Source organism: Geobacillus sp. JS12 (assembly GCF_001592395.1).
In the GTDB taxonomy this organism is placed as follows: Bacteria; Bacillota; Bacilli; order Bacillales; family Anoxybacillaceae; genus Geobacillus; species Geobacillus zalihae.
In genome coordinates this window covers 777097-798683 of sequence record NZ_CP014749.1, presented here as the reverse complement: position 1 = coordinate 798683, position 21587 = coordinate 777097, and the positions used below count along the sequence as shown (strand labels likewise).

General features: G+C 54.2%; 19 protein-coding genes, 3 pseudogenes and 1 riboswitch. Of the genes and pseudogenes, 5 read left to right on the top strand and 17 right to left on the bottom strand.

The genetic code is table 11. The annotated features are described in order from the left end of the window. The first annotated feature begins 66 nt into the window (after window positions 1-66). Entirely contained in the window at window positions 67-834 is a 768-nt protein-coding gene (locus A0V43_RS04040; protein WP_063192433.1) for a DODA-type extradiol aromatic ring-opening family dioxygenase, read from the top strand. A 295-nt stretch (window positions 835-1129) separates the two neighbouring features. Here A0V43_RS04040 and A0V43_RS04035 read toward each other — a convergent pair whose 3' ends face one another. From A0V43_RS04035 to A0V43_RS04025, 3 genes are all read right to left on the bottom strand, one after another. Further along, window positions 1130-1621 carry a PIN domain-containing protein gene (locus A0V43_RS04035; protein WP_236930912.1) on the bottom strand — a complete coding sequence of 164 codons (492 nt, stop codon included), beginning with the start codon at window positions 1619-1621 and terminating at the stop codon, window positions 1130-1132. A gap of 13 nt (window positions 1622-1634) precedes the next feature. After that, window positions 1635-2798 (bottom strand): helix-turn-helix domain-containing protein, encoded by a 1164-nt coding sequence (locus tag A0V43_RS04030; protein WP_236930911.1) that lies wholly within the window; start codon window positions 2796-2798, stop codon window positions 1635-1637. 254 nt (window positions 2799-3052) lie between these two features. Continuing rightward, window positions 3053-4219, bottom strand: a complete 1167-nt coding sequence (locus A0V43_RS04025; protein ID WP_063192430.1) for a HEAT repeat domain-containing protein — start codon at window positions 4217-4219, stop codon at window positions 3053-3055. A 278-nt stretch (window positions 4220-4497) separates the two neighbouring features. On the opposite strand from A0V43_RS04025, the gene A0V43_RS04020 reads away from it, so the two are divergent. Next, on the top strand, window positions 4498-4935 hold the full coding sequence (locus A0V43_RS04020) for a hypothetical protein (RefSeq protein ID WP_021321283.1): 438 nt from the start codon (window positions 4498-4500) through the stop codon (window positions 4933-4935). 53 nt (window positions 4936-4988) lie between these two features. Here A0V43_RS04020 and A0V43_RS04015 read toward each other — a convergent pair whose 3' ends face one another. The 3 genes and pseudogenes from A0V43_RS04015 to A0V43_RS04005 all read right to left on the bottom strand — a co-directional run bounded on the left by A0V43_RS04015 (window position 4989) and on the right by A0V43_RS04005 (window position 8231). Then, the gene (locus A0V43_RS04015; RefSeq protein WP_063192429.1) at window positions 4989-5894 is read right to left on the bottom strand and encodes a pseudouridine-5'-phosphate glycosidase; all 906 of its coding nucleotides are present in this window, start codon (window positions 5892-5894) and stop codon (window positions 4989-4991) included. Then, the gene (locus tag A0V43_RS04010) at window positions 5887-6834 is read right to left on the bottom strand and encodes a carbohydrate kinase family protein (RefSeq protein ID WP_063192428.1); all 948 of its coding nucleotides are present in this window, start codon (window positions 6832-6834) and stop codon (window positions 5887-5889) included. Before A0V43_RS04010 ends, A0V43_RS04015 begins: the two co-directional genes overlap by 8 nt. Window positions 6835-7009: 175 nt before the next feature. Further along, window positions 7010-8231 (bottom strand): annotated as a pseudogene (locus A0V43_RS04005) (YeeE/YedE family protein). Window positions 8232-8381: 150 nt separating this feature from the next. Here A0V43_RS04005 and mscL point away from each other — a divergent pair. Both mscL and A0V43_RS20975 read left to right on the top strand, forming a co-directional pair. Then, window positions 8382-8777, top strand: a complete 396-nt coding sequence (gene mscL, locus A0V43_RS04000) for a large conductance mechanosensitive channel protein MscL (protein ID WP_015374498.1) — start codon at window positions 8382-8384, stop codon at window positions 8775-8777. Between the two features lie 140 nt (window positions 8778-8917). Continuing rightward, window positions 8918-9007, top strand: a complete 90-nt coding sequence (locus A0V43_RS20975) for a putative holin-like toxin (protein WP_370643316.1) — start codon at window positions 8918-8920, stop codon at window positions 9005-9007. 316 nt (window positions 9008-9323) lie between these two features. Here the strand turns inward: A0V43_RS20975 and A0V43_RS03995 are convergent, their stop codons facing one another. The 5 genes and pseudogenes from A0V43_RS03995 to hutG form a co-directional block, all read right to left on the bottom strand. Further along, window positions 9324-10652 (bottom strand): YjiH family protein, encoded by a 1329-nt coding sequence (locus A0V43_RS03995; RefSeq protein ID WP_063192427.1) that lies wholly within the window; start codon window positions 10650-10652, stop codon window positions 9324-9326. 98 nt (window positions 10653-10750) lie between these two features. Beyond that, window positions 10751-12025, bottom strand: a complete 1275-nt coding sequence (gene hutI, locus A0V43_RS03990; RefSeq protein ID WP_063192426.1) for an imidazolonepropionase — start codon at window positions 12023-12025, stop codon at window positions 10751-10753. A 14-nt stretch (window positions 12026-12039) separates the two neighbouring features. After that, window positions 12040-13694, bottom strand: a pseudogene (gene hutU / locus A0V43_RS03985) (urocanate hydratase). A gap of 223 nt (window positions 13695-13917) precedes the next feature. Next, window positions 13918-15399 (bottom strand): helix-turn-helix domain-containing protein, encoded by a 1482-nt coding sequence (locus A0V43_RS03980; protein WP_063192425.1) that lies wholly within the window; start codon window positions 15397-15399, stop codon window positions 13918-13920. 4 nt (window positions 15400-15403) lie between these two features. Beyond that, window positions 15404-16372, bottom strand: coding sequence for a formimidoylglutamase (gene hutG / locus A0V43_RS03975; protein WP_063192424.1), 969 nt, complete (start codon window positions 16370-16372; stop codon window positions 15404-15406). A gap of 270 nt (window positions 16373-16642) precedes the next feature. Here hutG and A0V43_RS03970 point away from each other — a divergent pair, with 270 nt between their 5' ends. Beyond that, a complete protein-coding gene (locus tag A0V43_RS03970; RefSeq protein ID WP_063193799.1) occupies window positions 16643-17059 on the top strand; it encodes a PaaI family thioesterase in 417 nt (138 codons plus the stop codon). Here the strand turns inward: A0V43_RS03970 and A0V43_RS03965 are convergent. From A0V43_RS03965 to A0V43_RS03940, 6 genes and pseudogenes are all read right to left on the bottom strand, one after another. Next, window positions 17043-17285 (bottom strand): hypothetical protein, encoded by a 243-nt coding sequence (locus A0V43_RS03965; RefSeq protein ID WP_128577966.1) that lies wholly within the window; start codon window positions 17283-17285, stop codon window positions 17043-17045. The two genes, A0V43_RS03970 and A0V43_RS03965, sit on opposite strands and share 17 nt — an antisense overlap. Window positions 17286-17319: 34 nt before the next feature. Continuing rightward, complete coding sequence (locus A0V43_RS03960) at window positions 17320-17802, bottom strand: PaaI family thioesterase (protein WP_015374490.1); 483 nt, start codon at window positions 17800-17802, stop codon at window positions 17320-17322. Window positions 17803-17902: 100 nt separating this feature from the next. Further along, window positions 17903-18286, bottom strand: a complete 384-nt coding sequence (locus tag A0V43_RS03955) for a VOC family protein (RefSeq protein WP_063192422.1) — start codon at window positions 18284-18286, stop codon at window positions 17903-17905. A gap of 15 nt (window positions 18287-18301) precedes the next feature. Then, a pseudogene (locus tag A0V43_RS03950) lies at window positions 18302-18624 on the bottom strand (hypothetical protein). A gap of 79 nt (window positions 18625-18703) precedes the next feature. Continuing rightward, window positions 18704-18808, bottom strand: a riboswitch (SAM riboswitch). Between the two features lie 59 nt (window positions 18809-18867). Beyond that, window positions 18868-20649 (bottom strand): oligopeptide ABC transporter substrate-binding protein, encoded by a 1782-nt coding sequence (gene opp4A / locus A0V43_RS03945; protein WP_063192421.1) that lies wholly within the window; start codon window positions 20647-20649, stop codon window positions 18868-18870. Between the two features lie 15 nt (window positions 20650-20664). Continuing rightward, on the bottom strand, window positions 20665-21573 hold the full coding sequence (locus A0V43_RS03940) for an ABC transporter permease (RefSeq protein ID WP_063192420.1): 909 nt from the start codon (window positions 21571-21573) through the stop codon (window positions 20665-20667). Window positions 21574-21587 lie beyond the last annotated feature (14 nt).

Sequence of the window (21587 nt, the reverse complement as noted above, 5' to 3'; positions counted from 1 at the left end):
ATCGTTTGGAGGCGGCATTAGGCCGCAAGCGGATTTGTCAATATGGTTCAAGGGAGGAATGGAACGATGAGATCCCCCGCCCTGTTTCTCGCTCACGGTTCGCCGATGCTGGCGATCGAAGACAATGCGTACACGGCGTTTTTGGGCAAACTCGGGGAAGGAATTCGCCCGCAGGCGGTCGTCATCTTTACCGCCCATTGGATGACGCGCCAACCGACGGTTTCGGCGGTTGAGGGAACGTATGACATGATTTATGATTTTTCCGGGTTTCCGCGCGAGCTGTATGAAGTGGTGTATCCGGCGCGCGGGTCGGTCGAGTGGGCGGAGCGCGTGCGGGAGCGCCTCTCTAGTGTGACGGACGTAGCCATCGATCAAACGCGCGGGCTGGATCACGGCTCGTGGGTGCTGCTTCGCCGCTTATTTCCGAAAGCGGATATTCCAGTTGTGCAAGCGTCGGTCGTGCCGTGGTGGACGCCGAAGCAATTGTTTCAGCTCGGAGAAGCGCTGCGCCCGCTGCGGGATGAGGGCGTGATGATCATCGGAAGCGGCGGGACGGTGCACAATTTGATGGCGCTCCGTTGGGAAGGGCATGCCGAGGCGGACGAATGGGCCGTCGCATTTGATGATTGGCTTCTCAGCCGATCAGCCGCCCACAGTGAAGAGGTGTTCGAGTATGAGAACAAAGCGCCCTACGCCAAGCAGGCCGTGCCGACGCCCGAGCATCTCGCGCCGTATTGGATCGCCTACGGGGCAGGCGATCGCGGCGGGGCGCCGCGCGTGTTGTTTCGCGAGTACCAGTATGGGAGCTTAAGCTTGATGGCGGTGGCGTTTTAACATCTTTCTTCCGAAAGAAGTCTCCCACTTCTAAGCGAAGCATAGGTGGTGGGTAGTTTACACGGAAAACCCGCTCCCTGCTTCAACGCATGGGGCGGGTTGTTTCTTTGATCGAAAACAGCGTTGCTACTGCCCGGAGCACGTTTTATACGTTTGCCCGTTGCCACATGGGTCTTTGCGGCCAGTTTTTGGTGGAAGACGTGGAATGTTCTCAAAGAAAGGCCGTCCTTGAATCGCATCCAGACAGGACCGTTCCCTATTTCAATGCAAAAGGCGCTAGCCTTGTTCAACACGACTATACATCTTGCAAATGATACTGTTTGTAAATTTGGTTCTTCAACCTCGGATGCAAGTGGCAGCTGCACTCATCGGAAAACAACCGGTCAATCAATCCCTTGAATTCTTCCCGTCCGATCAACTGATGCTCATACGCACAACATAAAATTCCTAAAGTTCCCGTATATTCGATGCCATAACTTTCACATGCATTGATGATCCTTTTTTCATTCGATGTGCATACAATCATATCTTGACCGGCAATGGCAATCAGTTCTGCATCATATTCGCTCAATCCTGTCCATTCTGTCAACAGCTGATACATGAGCCCGTATCCCTCTTCTGTATATAAAGAGGCCGTCTCGTAATTGATTTGTTGCAAAGCCGTCCGGATATCGTCAGGAGTCTCATTCCACAAAATACTTTCGGGAACACACACTCGGCCAAACACTCTCGTCAGTAAATCCATCCTACCCAACTCATAAAAATCGTTTAACACATTGTTGTCCACCACCGCTCTCTTTTTATAAAGCCCCCGTATTTTCCGAACATCCATGCTCCTTATACCATCCCTTGATCATTTCTCTAGCAGTCCGCAAATCGCATCCAAGGATTTCGCATACTTTGTTAATCGTAATGCTCCCCTCGAAATACGCCTGTTTCACAAAATAGGTCAGTTTGCGGTTTTTGGGAATATACTCGATTGGAGCAGGTTCTTGCTCTTTATATCCTTGCTCCCACAACGTTTTTCGCAAATGGCCGTACGTCCTTCCGGAAATGTATTGTTCATCCAATAAGGCCCTCATGAAGGCTTCAGCACTGACAAAAAATTGGCGCTTAAGCTCCATAATCGTTTCAAGGGTAACATATCGTTTAAAATAATAGGCATATTCCCGCAACTGTTCGCGAGGAATAAGAAAGTAGCTTGCAAACAACGTGGCGACTTTTTCGTTGATTTCCTTTCTTGCGCTGCTGTAAGTAAGAGAGCTAAGATCACTTCGGTACTCCTCGCGATGGAAAATAAGATGGCCAAGTTCGTGAATGACGCTGAACCGTTTTCGTTCCTCAGGTATTTCGTCGTGATCATTAAGGAAAATAAAAGCTCCTTTTTCCTCGGAGTAAGCCGATAAACCATCAATTTTTTTATCAATCGTTTTCAACGCGATGACATGTATGCCATGGTGCTCTAAAACCGCATAAATATCACTTGGGGTCACATGATCAAGGCCAAACATTTTCCTCGTTTGTTCCGCTGCTTGTCGAATGATGGCCTTATGTTCCACCGTTAACTCATGATCAACGAGCTTTACTTTATACGTCGGGGGCAAATAAGCAACACTAGCCTCTCCAAAAGAGGCAAGCAGCTCATAATAATCATCCATGATCCGATTGACTTGATTTTGATCAATCAGACGGAAGTTTTCTTTAGGGTTATCCGCACGAAACATGAAAGAAGACATTGGTTCACGCTGATCGTCGGAAGAAACGATCAAATCCTTCATCGGGATATTCAAGCGTCGCGACAGAAGAAATAATTTTGCACTGTCAGGAATTTGTTCCCCTTTTAAATATTTGGCAATCGTTTGTCTCGTCACGCCCATCATTTCAGCTAAATCTTGATTCTTCAACCCCAACTCGTTTTTGACCCGATTTAAATTTTTCGCGATCGTTTGTTTAATCTCCATCATCGCACCCCCTTTATGTTAATTATTCTTAACCAAAATAGATCCACAATTCGATATGAACGTTAATTTTTATTAACCTTTCTTTTAACATACCATATCGGGTTGGCATCAATCAACTTTACCATTCATTTTGGGAATAAGCATTGTACATTATTGGTAAACGTTTTCAAATAGGTTTAAGTCTTTGTTAAGCAACAAGCCCGCCTCTCGCTTCCATGCGCGAAGGCAGGCTGTTTTTTTAGCCAAAGTGCGTGTGCTTACTTCCCGCAGCACTTTTTATACTTTTTCCCGCTGCCGCACGGACATGGGTCGTTGCGGCCGATTTTTCGCTCTCTTCGGCGGTATGGGATGTTGGTCGGCCGCGGAGGTGTTTGCAGCACGGCTTGAAAATGGCGATACCGCTGCTCGGCAATGGCTTTCCACGTTTCCAGCTTCGGGTGATCGATCTCTAGAATCGTATAATAGGCGTACGCGTTCTGTTCGACATCAATCATCCAAGAACGCCCTCGTTTTTCCGCTCTTTTTACATACTGCTCTACTTCTGGGAGCGCCTCTTTATCCAGCTGATGGCAAAGTGCCTCAAAGCAAAATGCTTGGAGGTCATCATCGCGCTGCTTGGAAAAGACTTCTCGCAATACACGCACGGCCTGTTTAGATTTGATGTTGGCGAGCACATGAATAGCGGACAGCGCCGTGTCTTCCTGAAACGCATATGGGCGCACCGCTTCGATCGTTTCTTCACGTTGGAACATCGATAAGGTGGAAACGGCTTGATCAACAAGCACATCTCCGTCTTGTTGTTCCAACAGTCGGGCGAGGCGGGGAATATATTCAGCGGCGCCGATGAGCGAGATCGCATACACCGCCAAAATGCCGTCATACGAAAACCAAGGCTGTTGCTCGTTTTTCATCCATGTCAGACCGATATCTTCCTTCGTCATCCATCCGCGTTCAACGAGAATGCGCACGGCTTGTTTGGCTACTAAAAACCAATCGTGATTGTGGAACTCTTCCTCGTGCAAATGCGAAAGCACTGAAAAATAGTGTTCCCATACGTCATCTTCTGTTCCTTCTAAAGCAAGGCGGACGGCTCGCTGCCAAGACCGCGGGAAGTGAGGGAGCAGCTGTTCTCCGTATTTTTCGAGCTGGGCGGCTGGAAACGGGAAAAACCAACGGATGTACTTCGTTGCGTCTTTCATGGTCAACAACTGCTCAAGCGCTCGGTCCGTCAACGGCTGTTTGGAGATGCCGTACAAAATCATCCTCCGTGTTTCTTCGTTGTCCGCCGTTACAGCCTCATCCACCAAACGCTCCACAAGCGCGGCTGGAAGATCCGGATACTCTTCGATTGCGTCAAACGCAAACTGGCGGAGGACAGGATGGTCGCTAAACAAATGCGGCTCGATTGTTTGAATAAAGGACATGATCACACCTTCTTTTTTTCTGAAATTTCACCCCGTCGCTGACAGAATATCGACATTCAACCTCCTTGCGACGGGTTTGCGGGTTCTTCCTTCATACATGGAACACAAGCAGCGGCCGATGCGATGGAAATGGGCAGCCAATGGAGCTCTTGGTCATTTCAAACATCACAGCATCTCCTCCTCTATCATCATAGACAAAATCCGCTTGATTTGAAACCGTTTTTCCTTCTCGCAAACTCGCTTGTTTGATATACTAGAAGTGGAAGGAGGTGAAGAGGGTGGAAGAAAAAACGATATTGGCGCAAATTTTGCAAGTGCTTGACTTGTACGCGTCCGATATGCGCAAGCAGTTCGAAGCGCTCCATGAGAAATTCGACTCGCTTCAACGCCAAGTCCAAGCGTTGAGCGAACAAACGAACACGATGAACAAACGCATCGAAGACATGGACAAGCGCATCGAAGACATGGACAAGCGCATGGAAGGAATGAATGGACGTGTGGAAGGAATGGACGGACGCATCGAGGAGATGGATGGACGGTTTGAGCGGCAGATCGCCCAGTTGGAGCGCACCGTGAACGAACGGTTCGAACGGCTCGAAGCGAAACTCGGCCACATCCGCGTCGAACTAGTTGAAACACAAGAAACGGTCGACTTCCACTCCGTCAAAATCGCCCAGCATGATCGAAAAATCCGCCATTTGCTTCACGCTCGATAAATCCTCCACTGCCATCACGCCCCCGCCCTCCCATCAAGGCGGGGGCGTTCGCATCAAGAAAGCTCTCGGGCAAGGTCGGCCGCCAAGGCGGCGTTGTTTTTCACTAAGGCGATGTTTGCTTTTAAGCTTTTCCCTTCGGTTAACGTTTTCACACGGTCAAGCAAAAACGGGGTGACCGATTTTCCGGTGATGTGCTGTTTTTCTGCTTCCTTGAGCGCTTGTTCGATGATCGCGTTGATATACGACTCCTCGAGCTCATCTTCTTTTGGGACAGGATTGGCGATCACAACACCGCCGTCTAACCCAAGCTTCCATTTCGTTTCGAGGAACTGGGCGATTTCTTCCACGCTGTCGAGGCGATAGTCGACGCGAAACGGGCTCGTCCGCGAATAGAACGCCGGCAGGACGTCCGTCTGATAGCCGATGACCGGAACGCCGTGCGTCTCGAGGTATTCAAGCGTCAAGCCTAAATCCAAAATCGATTTCGCCCCGGCGCAGACGACCGCGACGTTGGTGCGCGAGAGTTCCTGCAAATCAGCCGAGATGTCCATCGTCTGTTCGGCGCCGCGGTGCACGCCGCCGATGCCGCCGGTCGCAAATACGCGGATGCCCGCCATCTGGGCGCAAATCATCGTCCCCGCCACGGTCGTCGCCCCGTGTTTCTTCATGGCGACGACATACGGCAAGTCGCGGCGGCTCACTTTTTCTACATCGCGGCTTGTCCCGAGCTGTTCAAGTTCGTCTTCGGTCAACCCGATTTTGATTTTTCCGTTTAAAATGGCGATCGTCGCCGGCACGGCGCCGCGGTCGCGGATGATCCGCTCGACGTCTTTCGCCGTCTGCACGTTTTCCGGATACGGCATGCCATGCGAGATGATCGTTGATTCTAAGGCGACAATCGGCTTTTGTTCTGCTTTAGCTTGAGCGACTTCTTCGGAAAAGACGAGAAAATCATTCATCACTTCGTTCCCCTTCGCGAAAATACCGCGCATAGGCGGCTTGCAACAGGTGTTCATTCAAAGCGGGATGCACCGTTTCGGCCGTTTGCAGCGTAAGCGCCGCATTGCTCATCCCGAAGCGGCAGGCGTCTTCGATCGAACGGCCCCCGAGGACGCCGTGCAAAAATCCAGCCGCAAAGGCGTCGCCCGCTCCGGTGGCGTCAACGACATCCACCTTTGGCGCCGCGAGCGTCCCTGTTTCCCCTTGCTTGGCGGCGTACGCAACGCCGTTTGCGCCGCGCGTGATGACAACGTTCTTAGCGCCGGCGTGAAGGATCGCTTCCATGATGTCGCCCGTATGCCCGTCGCTTCCCACAAATGCCTTCGCCTCCGCTTCATTCGTGATAAGCCACGTCACACCAGACAAATCACTGGGCAATCGCTTCACTTTCGGAACCGACACCGTCACGGCACAAAGCGGGATGCCCTCTTGGCGGCATTGTGCGAGCGCCGCACGAATGACATCCTCCGGGAAATTTGTATCAAGCACAACTGCAGAAATCGGACCGAGCCGAGTCCATTGTTGCTTTAGCCATTCTTCCCCCACTGTATCATAAATGGCCATATCCGCCAAGGCGAGAACCATCTCGCCGCGTTCATCGAGCACCGCTGTATACGTCCCGGTGTTCGCTTTTGGCGTTCGCACGATGAAGCTCGTATTGACATATCGGCTCGTCACGTCAACGAGCCACTGTCCATCGCGATCATCGCCAACGGTGCTGACGAGCGAAACAGATTGAGCAAGCCGCCCTAAGTTTTCGGCGATGTTTCTCGCCACCCCGCCCGCGGTTTGCGTCGTGGTGACGGGATGAGACGTGCCGAGCCGAAACGAAGTGAGCAACCGCGCCTTTCGGTCGACGTTCGCCCCGCCAATGCAGACGATCGAGGCCGCTTGACGCATGCCTTTTTCCTCCTTCCAATAAGCGCCGCTGCGTCCTTTCCCCTGCCCTCAAAAAGAAAACGGTTTCGAAAAAGCGGACACGAGGCATGTCAAAGCCCTACGGCCATTGTATCATATTCCGTCCGGCATAACGAAAGCATCCCGCCAACATGACGGGATGCCGAAGTTCGAACGTTTAGTTTTTGTACGCACAATACGGACGCAGTTTGACGCCGATCAGGCTGCCGAGGAAAGCAAAGACAAACCACGCCCAGCCGTGGGCGCTGAATGACGCAATGCCGCCGAAATACGCGCCGATATTGCAGCCGAACGCCAGCCGGGCGCCGTATCCCATCATCAGCCCGCCGATCAGCGCGCCGATCGTCATGCGCGTCGGACGCTTCCATTGCACAGGCTTCGTATAGCGGCCCGCGAGCGCTGCCGCCAACAAGGCGCCGACCATCAAGCTGATGTCCATTACGGTCGTTGTATCGTAGTAGAGGGGATTTGCGAGCGCCTGCCGTTTCGCTTCATCTTGCCAGTACGCCCAAGCGGTCGGATCGACGCCAAACAGCTGCACGAACTTCGCTCCCCAAAGGGCGAAGGCGGATGTAATACCCACGGCTTGCCGCTAATCATCAGCACAAGCGCGTTCGTTACAGCCAGGAGCAACGCCCCGACCAGAAGCGACCATGGCCCTTTGTAAATCGCTTTCCAGCCATGACGGTTCTCAAGCAATGCAGCAACGCGTTGGCCGTGGCGTCGTTTTTCCATCACCGTCACCGCATAGTAGACGACCGCAAGCAAAACCAACTGAAGCAAAAACCCTCCCAAGGGGCCGAACTCGCCAATGAACGAGAACGGCTTCCATTGCGGCATCTTCGCCCACACGTCAAAGTGGGTCGTCGCAATGACGGAGCCAGCGATGAACCCGATGAGCGTCACGATGCCGTTCGCATCGCCCCGCCGATATGGTACAACGTCCCGGACGCGCAGCCGTCGCCAAGCTGCATGCCGATGCCAAACAGAAAGGCGCCGACGATGACCGATACTCCCACGCCAAATACATACCCTGACACCGGGTGCCCGAGCGCTGAGCCTTTCACGAGCAGCGGCAAAAACAACGCGCTGGCTGCCGCCATCATGATCATCTGTGCCCGAATGCCTTCCCCTTGGCGGTATAGAATAAACTTTCGCCAGGCGGATGTAAAGCCAAAATGCGCCTGGTACAATACAAATCCACCAAACGCCCCGAGCACATACAAAAGCGCCTGTTGCCAAGAAACGCGGCTATATAAGAACAACGTTCCACCGATCAATATGAGGATGGAGGCCGCAATCATCCACGTAGTCGGATGTTTCGGGGCGTTCGCTGCTTGTTTCGCGCGAACGTCTCGTTGTTGTGCGGTCATTTCCACGATGTGTTCCCCCCTTTTGGTTTGGTTGATGAACGTATTCTATAATACTATAAAACCAATTGATTTGCTACGATTTAAACTAAAAAGTTTCAATGTTGCGGCCGGTCGGGTATAATAGCAGACGAACATTTTCTTCGGAAGGAGATGACCATGTGGAACGAGTTTAAAAAATTCGCCGTCCGCGGCAATGTCATCGACTTGGCCGTCGGGGTCATTATCGGCGGGGCATTTGGCAAAATCGTGTCTTCGCTCGTCAATGACATCATCATGCCGCTCGTCGGCTTATTGTTGGGAGGCATCAATTTCAGCGGCCTGTCGTGGAAAGTCGGCAAAGCGGAAGTGAAATATGGGGCGTTTATCCAAACGGTCGTCGACTTTTTGATCATCGCGTTTTCGATTTTCCTGTTTGTGAAATTGATCAACACGCTGTATGAACGGGTGAAAAAGCAGGAAGAGGTGAAGGAAACCGCGCCGACGCTAACGAAAGAGGAGGAGCTATTGACAGAGATTCGTGATTTGTTAAAGCAGCAGCGGGAAACGCTGTGAAAGCCTGTCTCGGAGGTGGACAGGCTTTTAGACATAGTAATAAAAAGCAATCTCTTATTATACGAATATGTGGTATAATGAGGAAGGCAATAGTACGGTAACTTAAGGGTGGATCGGCTACCCTGATTTGGAAGGGGGTGATGCCGATGACAGTATTTGAAGCATTAATGTTTGCGATCGCATTCGCAAGTCTCATTGTTTCAATGCTGTCGCACAACCAAAAGAAATAATCCACCCTTAAGTTAACGAGGCGGCTGGGTGGATTATTTCCCTCTGCTCACGCCGATCCCCTTTATGGGAACCGTCTATTGCAGGGCCGAAGGTGCGGCAACACCTTCGGTTTCGTTTTATGCATATGAACTCTGCATACTATATTATACATGTTATATTATATATGCTGAATGTTCAAATGTAAAACGATGTAAGTAAAATATTTGTGACTGACATTTAGGGAGGTTCCCCTTGTTGGCGAAACGACACCACCGCTCCGAGAACGACGATAACCCAAATGGCGCCCGTTTTGGCTAGGGCGCCTTTCTGTTTCCGTCAAAGCAGCCAATATGCAAGCGGCGCGGTGAGGATGAGCGTCAAGACGGTGCGTTCGAACCAGATGACCAGCAGCCTCGGCAAGCTGAGCGGGATTTCTGTAGATAAAATGCATGGAATGACAGCAGAAAAGAATAGGATCGCCGATACGGATACGACCGCAATGATGAATTTCGTGACAAGCGGAGCCTCGGTGACAAGCAAAGCGGGCAAAAACATTTCCGCGATTTCGATGGCCGAAGCTTTCGCGGCCAACAACGGTTCAGGGATTTGCAACAGAAGGGTGAATGGATAGAACAGGTAGCCCAACCAGTCAAACACCGGCGTATATTCAGCGAGCAACAGCCCGATCAGTCCGACTGACATAATGGACGGCAAAATGCCCATCGTCATGATGAAGCCATCGCGCAAGTTCTCCCATATGTTTGTCCCAATCCCTTTTGACTGTCCTACCGCTTTCATCGCCTCGGACCAAGCTTGCTTCATATAGCTTCCCGTCACTTTTTGTTCAGGATCTCCTTTGCCATCGTAATACTCGTCGCTCATGCGGCTCAGCGGCCAAAGCCGGGCGGTAAGCGCTGTAACGGCAAACGTCACGAGAAAGGTCACCCAAAAATACGTGTTCCAGATTGGCATGAGCCCCAATGTTTTCGCGACAACGACCATAAATGTCACCGATACGGTGGAAAAGCCGGTAGCGATGATCGCCGCTTCTTTCACGGTGTATTTGCCTTCTTTGAACACTTTATTGGTGATCAATAGACCGATCGAGTAGCTGCCGACAAAGGAGGCGACGGCGTCGATCGCCGAACGGCCCGGCGTTTTCCAAATCGGACACATGATCGGCTGCATCCATACGCCGACAAATTCTAAAAGCCCGTAGCCGACAAGCAGGGCGAGAAAGACGGAGCCAATCGGCACAAGAAGTCCGACGGAAATGACGAGCTTGTCGTACAAAAACGGCCCCATATTCGGTTGGAACAGCCACGACGGACCGATGTGAAACACCAACATGACCGCCACGATCAATCCAAGTACTTTGAGAATGGAAAAAACAGCGGTGACAATGTCTTTGTTCCACGTCTTATTATAGAATGGATAAACCGCTCCAAGGGCAATAACCATAAGTGCATAATACGGAACGAGTCCTGGAAAATGCGCGCGAATCCATGTCACAATATGATCGAGCAAAATCGATGATGTGCCGCCGATGGACACCGGGACGAAAAATACGAAAATGCCGATGGCGCTAAAGACGAAAAACTTCCATGCCCCGCTGGCCGGCGTTGGCGTCGGCACGGATGGCGCTATATTTGTATCCGTTTTCATTCTCCTCCACCCCCATTGTTCTTTTTACCCCAACTTGCGCGGCCGGAAGCATAGCCGCTTCCGGTCGCCAAACGCTTCGACGGAAGAACGTTTCCCTTTTAGATGCACACCTTGCCTTCTTTCACCACCACCTCCCCGCCTTTGATCACCGTCTCGACATGGTTGATTCCGTAGTGGTACATGATCTGCACATAATTCGGAACGTTGAACATGACCAAATCCGCCTTCTTCCCCGGCTCGAGGCTGCCGACAAGATGCGCGCGGCCGATGGCGTGGGCGGCGTTGATCGTGGCGGCGGCCATCGCTTCAGCGGGAGTCATGCCCATATGCAGGCAGGCCAGGCTCATGACAAGCGGGAGCGAGACGGTCGGCGACGAACCAGGGTTGCAGTCGGTCGCCAAAGCGACGGGAACGCCGGCGTCGATCAAACGGCGGGCATCGGCGGCTTTTGTCATTAAGAAAAAGGCGGTGCCGGGCAAAAGAACGCCGATGACGCCGCGATCGGCCATGCGGCGGATTCCTTCGTCTGACGCGCGAAGCAGGTGGTCGGCGGAGATGGCGCCGACTTCGGCGGCCAGTTCCGCCCCGCCGTACGGTTCGATTTCATCAGCGTGAATTTTCGGCGTCAAGCCGTGCGCTTTCCCTGCTTCCAAAATGAGGCGGGCTTGTTCGGGCGTAAACACGCCGCGCTCGCAAAAGACGTCGTTGAACTCGGCGAGCCCCCGCCGGCTCACTTCGGGAATCATCTCGTCGATGATCAGGCGGACGTATTCATCCGGATCGTGCTTCCACTCCGGCGGAACGGCGTGGGCGCCAAGAAACGTGGAGACGACATCGACCGGGTGGGTGTCATCAAGACGCTTGGCGACGTTAAGCTGCTTGATTTCGTGCTCAAGGCTTAACCCATAGCCGCTTTTCGCCTCGACGGTCGTGACCCCATGAAGCAAAAACTGATCGAGCCGCCGCTTGCTTTCATCATACAACATCTCTTCCGACGCCTCGCGCGTCGCTTTTGTCGTGGCATGAATGCCGCCGCCGGCGTTCATGATTTCCATGTACGTCGCCCCGCCGAGCCGCATCGTCCATTCGTGTTCGCGGCTGCCGGCGTAAACGAGATGGGTGTGCGGGTCGATGAGCCCAGGCGTCACCGTTTTGTCCTTGGCGTCGATGACGTCAGCTTCGGCGAGCCGATCGGCAAATTGGCGGGCCAGTTCATCGTCCGTCCCAACCGCCATGATCACTCCGTTTTCGATCCAGACGCTGCCGTTTTCGATGATGCCTAGATCGCTCATCTTCTCCTTGACGAGCGGAGCCGCGCAGCTTCCCGCCAGCGTCACGAGCTGGCGGGCGCGGCGGACAAAAAGCGGGCGCATATGGATCCCCCTTTCTACTTGAGCATCGGCATATCGATGCCTTTTTCTTTCGCCGTCCGGATGGCGAGCTCATAGCCGGCATCGGCGTGGCGGACGACACCAAGCCCCGGGTCGGTCGTCAACACCCGCTCCAGCCGCTTTTCTGCCTCTTTTGTGCCGTCGGCGACGATGACCATGCCGGCGTGAATCGAGTAGCCCATGCCGACGCCGCCGCCGTGATGAACCGACACCCAGCTCGCGCCCCCAACCGCATTCAACAGCGCATTTAAAATCGGCCAGTCGGCGATGGCGTCGCTTCCGTCTTTCATTCCTTCCGTCTCCCGGTTCGGCGAAGCGACGGAGCCCGAATCCAAATGATCGCGGCCGATGACGATCGGCGCTTTCAGCTCGCCTTTGGCCACCATGTCGTTGATGATTTTGCCAAATTTCGCCCGCTCGCCGTAGCCGAGCCAACAAATGCGCGCCGGCAGCCCTTGGAATTGAATGCGTTTTTGCGCCATGCGAATCCAATGGCAAAGCCGCTCATTGTCGCGAAATTCACGCAAAATGACTTCATCGGTTTTGTAAATATCCTCAGGGTCGCCCGAGAGCGCCACCCAGCGGAACGGCCCTTTTCCTTCGCAAAAGAGCGGGCGGATGTAGGCCGGCACAAAGCCCGGGAAGGAAAAGGCGTCGTCCACCCCTTCGTCTTTTGCCACTTGGCGGATGTTGTTGCCGTAATCAAACGTCACCGCCCTTGCTTTTGCATCGCCAGCATCGCCCGCACATGCGCGGCGATCGACTGTTTTGCACGGGCGATGTACTGCTTCGGATCGCGCGCCCTGAGTTCGGCGGCCTCATCAAGCGTAAGGCCAGCCGGGATGTAGCCGTTTAACGGATCATGGGCGGACGTTTGATCGGTCAAGACGTCCGGAACAAAGCCCATTTCGGCGAGACGCGGCAACACTTCAGCCGCATTGCCGACAAGGCCGATTGACAGCGCTTTTTTCTCTTCCTTCGCTCGTTTCGCCATCGCAAGCGCCGCCTCCAAGCTGTCGGTCATCGTGTCGAGGTATTTCGTATCAAGGCGGCGCTGAATGCGGGCCGGATCGATTTCGACAGCGAGGCAGACGCCGCCGTTCATCGTCACCGCGAGCGGCTGCGCCCCGCCCATGCCGCCAAGGCCGGCCGTTAGCGTGATCGTCCCGGCGAGCGTGCCGCCAAAGTGCTGGCGTGCCACTTCAGCAAACGTTTCATACGTCCCTTGAACGATTCCTTGGCTGCCGATGTAAATCCAGCTGCCAGCCGTCATTTGTCCATACATGATCAACCCTTTTTTGTCGAGCTCATGGAAATGATCCCACGTCGCCCATGCGGGCACGAGGTTGGAGTTGGCGATCAGCACGCGCGGGGCGTCCGGATGCGTGCGAAATACCGCCACCGGCTTGCCGGATTGAATGAGCAACGTTTCATCGTTTTCTAAACGAAGAAGGGTGTCCACAATCGCCTCGTAACATTCCCAGTTGCGCGCCGCCTTGCCGATGCCGCCGTAGACGATCAACTCATCCGGCCGCTCGGCGACATCGGGATGCAAATTGTTGTTCAGCATCCGCAGCGCCGCTTCTTGAATCCATCCTTTCGCCCGCCGCTCAGTTCCCGCGGGCGGGCTGACGGTCCGTTTTTCTGCCATCGTCATCCTCTCCTTTCTCCTCTTTGCTTTTCATTGTAAGGGAGCGAAGAAGGAGAAGATAGGCGCACGTCTTTTAAAAGTGATCACATTTTTTTGAATTTTCTATTTCCTCTCCGTTTTATTTGTTCATTTTTTTCGATATCGATCCATTTCTTTTGAAATAGACGCCGCCCCCTCTCGCCCGCGATCCGGCAAGGCTGCGCTTTGCCACAGACAAAACCGCCTACCGCGGCGATGGCGGTTTCGGCCGTTGTTCGTCGCGGTAGGCGGTCGGCGTCTCATTCAGTTCGGCTTTGAAGACGCGCGTCAAATAATGGGCGGTGCGAAACCCGGTTTGTTCGGCGATTTCTTTGATCGACAAGTCCGTCTGCCGAAGCAGCCGCTTCGCTTCCTCAAGCCGCCGATTCGTCAGCCACTGGCGAAACGTCACGCCCCGCTTTTTCGACAACAAATGGCTGAAATACGCGGGACTGCGCCCGGCAGCGGCCGCGACCCGCTCAAGCGTGAGCGACGGATCGCGAAAATGCGCCTCCATATAGCGGAGGCCGCGCTCCACGGCGTCGACGCGCGCATCTTCCTCGGCCTGCTTGGCCTCATGGAACAACCGATATAAAAATAAAATCAATTCTTGAACGATGCGATACAAGACGGGATTGTACAAAATGTCTTGAAAGATGCGCATATATTCCCGCTCGGTTCCGCCGCGGTCCAGGCGGTACGTTTTCATAAAGCGGCGGATTTGCGCCAAGATGCTTGTCAGCCGCGTCCGCACCATCTCCGGACTCGGAAACGGCGGCGACCAGTGCCAAAACTCGCGCTGCAGCCACCGTTTCACCGCTTCGTGGTCGAACTGCTCGAGCATCTCGATCCATTGCCGCTGCTCCTCGGGCGTCAAAAACGGATCGAGCTCACGCCACTGTTCGTATTCCGAAGCGGGAGCGATCACTTGGCGATAGCCAATGAAAAACGTCGTCTCGAGCAGCCGGCGCGCTGCTTGGTATTGCGCGCGCACCGTCCTCCAGCCATCAGGCGGCATCACGACAACCGCGAGCGGCTCATGATGATCTTCCTCCCAATCGCGCAACAGCTTCCACGCCTCTTCTTTCCCGTCGCCCGGCAAATCGGGAAGCAGGCAAACCGCCATACGGGTGAGCGGCAAGACGCGCGCCCGTCCGCGAAACGGGTAATTCATCAAAAAGCGGATCACTTCTTGAGACAAAGCGGGCTGTTCCGCCTGCACGAGCCATACATGCGCGGAGGCCGCGGAAGGAAAATCGCAAAATAAGGAGCGGTAATCGTCGTGATGGGCGTCCAACCCCGTCGGCAAGCCTGGACGCCCCGGGGAACGCGACGCCGACGTCCGCAGCGCCTGCTTCAGCTTGGCGGGCTCAAGCGGCTTCACAAGCAAATCGACGCATTGCCAGTCGATGGCTTGTTTCGCCCGCGCGAACGTCGCTTCGGCCGTTGCGGCAATCACCCGCTGGCAAAACAAGCGGACGTGGGCGGTCGCCTGCAGCCATCGTTCATACGGAATCATATCGAGTTCGACGTACAACAGCTCCGGCGCCTCCCGCTCCAAAACGGCCATCATCTCCTCCACGCTTGCTGCTGTATACACCTGTTCGATCGGCAAGGAATACGCGGACACGAGCCAGCGGATCGCTTCCCGTTCTTTGTCGTCCCGTTCGGCAATGACCAATTTCACGTTCTCACCGCCTTGGCTGCAAGCGTTGAAAATGAAGGAGCGCTTCCATGCAAAAGGCGGCGGCCAACGCCACCGTTTTTCCGCCTTCATCCCAGAGTGGATTGACTTCGCAAAGATCGACGCTGATCGTTTTCGGATGAGAAACGATTCGGCGGATGAGAGCGCGCGCCAGAGACGGGGCGAGCCCAAACGGCGACGGCGCGCTCACCCCCGGCGCGGCAGCCGCGCTGATGGCGTCCATGCAAATGGTGAGCATCACGGCATCGTGATCGGCGGCAAACTTCTCGATTTGTTCATAGGCAGCCTCGATCGGCCCTGCGGTCAGCTCGTCTTCCAGCATGTACCGGCAGCCGTACGTCTCGGCGTCCGCAAACAGCGCCGCCGTGTTGCCGAGCCGCTGAATGCCAAGGCAGAAGTAGCTTGCCCGCTCGTCTTGATCCAATATTTGCCGAAACATCGTCCCGGACGTCGAGCCGTCATCGTACGGGCGCAAGTCGAAATGGGCATCAATGTTGAGGATGCCAAGGCGGGCATCCGTCCCGAGCGCTTCGCGAACGCCCAAGTAATGGCCGTACGCCGTCTCATGGCCGCCGCCGATCACGATAGACGCCATGTTGTGTTGCAGCAGGCGGGCGACCGCCTTCCCAAGTTCCGTCTGGCTTTGTTCGAGCCGTTCATCGACGCAAACGACATCGCCTGCGTCATAGACAACGACCCCTTCCGGAAGATGCCAAGGCAGCCGGGCCAGCGCCGCTTTGACGGCGGCCGGCGCCTCTTTCGCCCCTTGGCGGCCTTGGTTGCGGCGCACGCCTTCGTCGCACGCAAACCCGATGAATGCCGCCGCTCGTTCCGCCGTCTCCAATGGCTTGGACAAATCGAGCAAGCGAATGCGCTGATGGAGGCGAAACGCCCGCTCGTCCTTCACGCTGTCAATCCGTCCCGTCCAACGGCCGGCGTCTGGCGGTTGATACATGAGACCATCTCCTTTCCATCATCCGCTGCTTGTTTCTTTCGCCGCCGCTTTGCCGTACTCCTCCCTTGCGCACGAAAAAGAGGAAATCGCCGCCGTTTGGCGAATAACACATCCATGAGCTCATTTCGCTCACCACCCGATGAAAATCGCTGCTTTAGGATCCATGATGTTCACCGAAACGATCCGCGGGCGGCGTTTTGCCCTCCATCCGGGCATGAAAATGACCCCATTTTCATGGAAACGCAATGGATGACAGAAAGGATGTTCGAGATGAAGCCAATCACCAACTTGCATGACGTCATTGCCGGAAAAAGCGCGCCGCCGCCGTGCGATGAGACGCTCGGCGTCCGCCTGGCGGAAGCCCGGGACGGCTATGCGAAAGGGGTATGGACGATCCATGAATCGCTCCTCAACGGCAACGGGGTGATCATGGGCGGGTTCGTCGGAGCGGCGGCGGATATTCTCATGGCGTATGCGGTGACCACCTTGCTTCGCGATGACCAGCTGCACGCGTCCATCAACTTGCAGACGACGTTTCACCGCCCCGCGGCGGCAGGGGAAGCTGAAGTGGAAGCGCGGGTGGAAAGGTTCGGAAAAACCGTCGCCTATGTAACCGCCGTCGTCCGGCAAAACGGCAAAGAAGTGGCGAGCGCGACCTCCTCGGTGCTGATTATGGATAAACCTTAAAAAAGCGCTTTCGTTTATGGAAGGGAAGTGCAACGCTGGCGCCGAGGCAGACGCCAAACCGGTCCAACTGAATCGGGCTGTTGGCAGCAGCCATGCCTAGAAGCGTTCGATCGGCAACCTGTTTCGCCCCGCCATCCAAGGATGAACATGTCACTTGTGAAGATGTCCGCTTTTTCCCAAGCGGGATCGAGCACAACGAGCGAAGCGCCGGAGAAAGCGCTGTCAAAAACAGCCGCCCTCCGGCGCTTTTCGTTTGCTTGTCATCCCTGGACAAACGTTTTCGGCATGACGACCGCGACGACTTGACCGCGGGCGCACAGTTCGCCGTTGGCGAACACCTCGGTGTCCACTTGCCATTTTTTCGGGTGAATCTCCGTCACCGTTCCGACGGCGACAAGCGGCACGCCATGCGGCGTCGGCTTGACAAAGTCGACATGAAGCGACGCGGTGACAAAGCGCGGCGGCGTTTCCCCGCTTCCCGGCTCATGGCCGTTTTTCCGATGCAAGGCGAGCGCCGCCGACCCGGTGCCATGGCAGTCGATGAGCGAGGCGATCAGCCCGCCGTACACAAACCCGGGGATCGCCGTATGTTCCGGGCGCGGCGTATAGACGGTCACCGTTTTGTCTCCGTCCCAGCCGGTGCGGAAATGATGGCCTTGCTCATTCAACCGTCCGCAGCCGTAGCACCAGGCGAATTCATCCGGGTAGTCGTCTTGAATGGCGCGAATGACTTGCGGCTCCATCTGTTCTCCTCCTCTCCCCTTTACCTATACGCGGTGCACTCCCTATTTTCCTTCTTGCACGGCAAAAGGCGGCCATCGGTATGGCCACCTTCCCCTTCGTTCATTGCGCCGGCTCGTAAAACTCGATCCATTCGCCGTCCGGACCAAGGAAAAATAAGTATTTCGCCCCGTTTGGGAGCGTTGTAATTTCATCCCACACTAGCGGGACGCCGAGCGACTGAAGCCGTTCTTTTTCCTGCTCGATGCCTTCGATCGTAAACGCCACGTGGTGCACTTTTCCTTCCGTCGGCAAATCCGGGTTGTATCCTTCGATCAGCTCGACGACGATCGAGCCGTCAATCCCTAAAAACGCCAATTTCATCGTTCCGTTCGTATGAATCATTTCGTCGAGCAGCTCCAGGCCGACGACGTTTTGATAAAACGCTTTCGATGTCTCGATGTCTTTCACTTGAATGCCGACATGCTCAAATTTTTTGACTGCCATTCGTCCTCTTCCTTTCTATGACTCCATTAACCATACAGCTTGTAAATACGGCGTCATCCGCATTGGAAAAACCCTTTTTTTCCAAGCTCTGTCCATATGTAGCGATCAAGGGCGTACGGTCCGTCCGCCTTCCATTCGTCCGCCTCGCTGTCGGTCAACAACACTGAAAAGGTTGTCCCTTGCGCTTTCCCATACAAGTGGGTATATCCGCCCCCGCGGTCGACATAAACCGCCGCTTCAGGGTCAAACCGAATCAGCTCCGCCTGCACGCAGCGCATGACATGAACGGCGAACGCTGCAACAGGAAGATGAGCGGCCATGCAAGCTCGGATCGACATGTCCCTCTTCACTATTTCCCCTTCACCCCTATCGACAAAAACCCCTTTCGCCTCGGAATGATGCGAAAGGGGGCAGCCGTTCTTATCATCCAAAGCGAGACCGCTTTGCGGGTGTTAGCACCTTGCCGGCGGCAGGTTGCTGTGGGGTCATCAAGCCCGTTCTCTCGCCCACTCTTGATAAGACGTATGATCATTTGTCTTTTATGTTACCATATCAAATCCATAGCGGCAATCGCTTTTTGTTTATTCCGCCACTTCCGGCTGCTCGGCCGTGACGCCGACATCTTTCCACGTCAGCTTCGAGCTCGGGTCAACCGTAAAGTTGGCGACGCGGTTGTTGACTGCGTAGATGGCCGAACGATACAATGTCGGGATGACCGGCACTTCTTCGTTCATCAGCTTTTGCCACTCACTGTAAATTTTCCGGCGATACTCCTTGTCAAACGCCTGCTCGGAATGGCCTTTTTCCAGCAGCTCATCATTTTTCTCGTTCACCCAACGCGAGTAGTTGAACATGACGTTGCGGCCGTACAGACCATACGGGTCGACGTCCGTTCCCGTTGCCCAAGCGGCAGCGTAAACGTCCACTTTCGGGTCATCTTTTTCAACCATGTCATAGAACGAGTTGAACTCCGCCAGACGGCCGTCCACCAATTGGACATCCAAGCCAACGTCTTTCCAGCATTGCATGTAAAACTTCGCCAACGGCTCGGCAATATCGCCGCCGCTCATCGCCAAAAAGTTGATCGTAAACTTTTTGCCGTTCGGATCTTCGCGCAAGCCGTCGCCGTCCACATCTTTATAGCCGGCCTCATCAAGCAGCTGTTTTGCTTTTTCCGGATTATACGTGTACCCTTTGATCGAGCTGTCATGGTATCCCGGGAACGACGGCGGGATCAGCGTGGTCGCCGGGAAGCGCAAGCCGTGGTACAAGCGATCGGCCACTTCTTGGTTGTTGATGGCGTACGCCATGGCTTGGCGCAGCTTTTTGTTCTGGAATTTCGGATTGTCCATCACATTTTCTTGCTTTTTCGCATCCCAATGGCCGAGTTTAAAGCCGATATAGTTGTAGGCCAAGTCGATCCTGCCGATGAATTGCAGGTTTTTCGTTCCTTTTGCATTCACGTATTGGTCGGTTGGAAATTCGGCGACATCGATGTCCCCTTTTTTCAACGCTTGCAACACCACTTGCGGGCTGACGACTTTCAAAATGACGCCGTCCAAGTTCGGTTTGCCCGCCCAATAATCGTCGTTGCGGACGAATTCGACCGATTCGCCCGGAACGATTTTCTTCACTTTAAACGGCCCGAACCCGATTGGATTTTTCCGAATTTTATCCGACTGCGCCAACTGTTTGATCGGCACGTCTTTCAAATAATGCTTCGGCAGCGGGTACGCCCAAATGCCGGTTAACACAGACGGATTTGCATGCTTCCATGTGATCGTCAACGTCTTTTTGTCGATCACTTTAATGCCAGCAATCTTATCGGCTTTGCCGCTATGGTACTCATCCATCCCTACGATGTCTTGGATGAGCGCATCACCGTAGCGGACGCCTGTGTAATCCTTATTCCCGATAACCAAGTATGCGTACTCCAAGTCTTCGGCCGTCACTGGCTGGCCGTCATGCCAGTTGACGTTGTCCTTGATGCGAATCGTCATCGTCTTTTTGTCGTCGGACAGTTCATACGTTGCGGCGCCATCGTTTGTAATTTCGTAGTCGCCGTTCGTACGGAACAGTGACTCATCAAAAAACTGCAAAATTTCGGCGTCTGGCGCTCCTGTGTAGAATGCGTAGCTGAGCGTCCCTTCAAACGGCGTGTCGGACACAAGGCCGTATTTTAACACACCGCCGTCGATGATTTTCCCGTCGTTTTTCACCGTCATCGGGAATTTGCTGATGTCTTCTTTTTGCGCCGCTGGTTTTTCCTTATTGCTGTTTCCGCCGGTCGTTTCCGACTTGCCCGTGCACCCAGCCAGCACGAGCAGGAGCGCGGCGAGCGCCGCCATCCACTTTCGCTTCACTGTTTTTCTCCCCCTTTATCCTAATCGTTGTCTTGCATCAGCCGCGCGTTTCAACGCTTGGCCGATGAAATTTATGCACAGCATCATCACCAAAATGAGCAATGATGCAGGCAGCCATACCCACCATTTGTTTTGCAGCACATCGGGATTGGTCGCATAACTGACCAGCGTCCCAAGGCTTGGCGTGCTTTCCGGCAGCCCGAACCCCAAGTATGTAAGACCTGACTCAATGCCGATGTTGCCGGCTAAGTTCAACGTCAAATTGACGATAATAATGGAGCTTAAGTTCGGCAAAATTTGAAACAAGATGATTTTCCAGTCCGGCGTCCCGAGCGTCTTGGATGCGCTGACATAGTCCAATTCCCGCTCGGCAAGCGTCTTGGCGCGAATGAGCCGGGCTTTGCCCGTCCATAAAAACGCGCTCATAATCAAAATGAACGTCGCCACATTGTATTTCGGGACGATGGCTACAAAGACGATCACCAGCATTAAAAACGGCAAGACGAGAATAAAATCGATGATGCGCATGATGACGTTGTCGATCCAGCCGCCGAAATAGCCGGCCACAAGCCCCACCGCAAGACCGATTGCGCCTGTGATCAGCGTAATCGCCAGGCCGATCGTAAAGGAGTTGCGCGCTCCAATGATGAGCTGGCCGAACACATCGCGGCCGCCATAATCGGTGCCAAGCCAATGTTCCGCCGATGGCGGTGAATAAATGGCCAAAAAGTCTACCTTTACAATTTCCTCTTGGTCTAAAAAAATGGAAGCGCCGTAAACAATCAGCAAAATGACGGACAATATAATGAGCGAAACAAGGGCAAGCCGATCGCGGACGAGCTCCCGCCACATAATCGAAAGAGCGGAAGGGCTTTTCTCAGCGGCTATTTCAGCTGGAACAGGACGGTTCACCTCGATTTTCATACTCCACGCCCCTC

What these genes read in the sequence shown, in the direction of transcription:
- A0V43_RS04040 (WP_063192433.1), top strand. Translation starts at nt 67, where the DNA reads ATGAGATCCCCCGCCCTGTTTCTCGCTCACGGTTCGCCGATGCTGGCG.
- A0V43_RS04030 (WP_236930911.1), bottom strand. Translation starts at nt 2,798, where the DNA reads ATGATGGAGATTAAACAAACGATCGCGAAAAATTTAAATCGGGTCAAA.
- A0V43_RS04025 (WP_063192430.1), bottom strand. Translation starts at nt 4,219, where the DNA reads ATGTCCTTTATTCAAACAATCGAGCCGCATTTGTTTAGCGACCATCCT.
- A0V43_RS04015 (WP_063192429.1), bottom strand. Translation starts at nt 5,894, where the DNA reads ATGAATGATTTTCTCGTCTTTTCCGAAGAAGTCGCTCAAGCTAAAGCA.
- A0V43_RS04010 (WP_063192428.1), bottom strand. Translation starts at nt 6,834, where the DNA reads ATGCGTCAAGCGGCCTCGATCGTCTGCATTGGCGGGGCGAACGTCGAC.
- mscL (WP_015374498.1), top strand. Translation starts at nt 8,382, where the DNA reads ATGTGGAACGAGTTTAAAAAATTCGCCGTCCGCGGCAATGTCATCGAC.
- A0V43_RS20975 (WP_370643316.1), top strand. Translation starts at nt 8,918, where the DNA reads ATGCCGATGACAGTATTTGAAGCATTAATGTTTGCGATCGCATTCGCA.
- A0V43_RS03995 (WP_063192427.1), bottom strand. Translation starts at nt 10,652, where the DNA reads ATGAAAACGGATACAAATATAGCGCCATCCGTGCCGACGCCAACGCCG.
- hutI (WP_063192426.1), bottom strand. Translation starts at nt 12,025, where the DNA reads ATGCGCCCGCTTTTTGTCCGCCGCGCCCGCCAGCTCGTGACGCTGGCG.
- hutG (WP_063192424.1), bottom strand. Translation starts at nt 16,372, where the DNA reads ATGTATCAACCGCCAGACGCCGGCCGTTGGACGGGACGGATTGACAGC.
- A0V43_RS03970 (WP_063193799.1), top strand. Translation starts at nt 16,643, where the DNA reads ATGAAGCCAATCACCAACTTGCATGACGTCATTGCCGGAAAAAGCGCG.
- A0V43_RS03960 (WP_015374490.1), bottom strand. Translation starts at nt 17,802, where the DNA reads ATGGAGCCGCAAGTCATTCGCGCCATTCAAGACGACTACCCGGATGAA.
- A0V43_RS03955 (WP_063192422.1), bottom strand. Translation starts at nt 18,286, where the DNA reads ATGGCAGTCAAAAAATTTGAGCATGTCGGCATTCAAGTGAAAGACATC.
- A0V43_RS03940 (WP_063192420.1), bottom strand. Translation starts at nt 21,573, where the DNA reads ATGAAAATCGAGGTGAACCGTCCTGTTCCAGCTGAAATAGCCGCTGAG.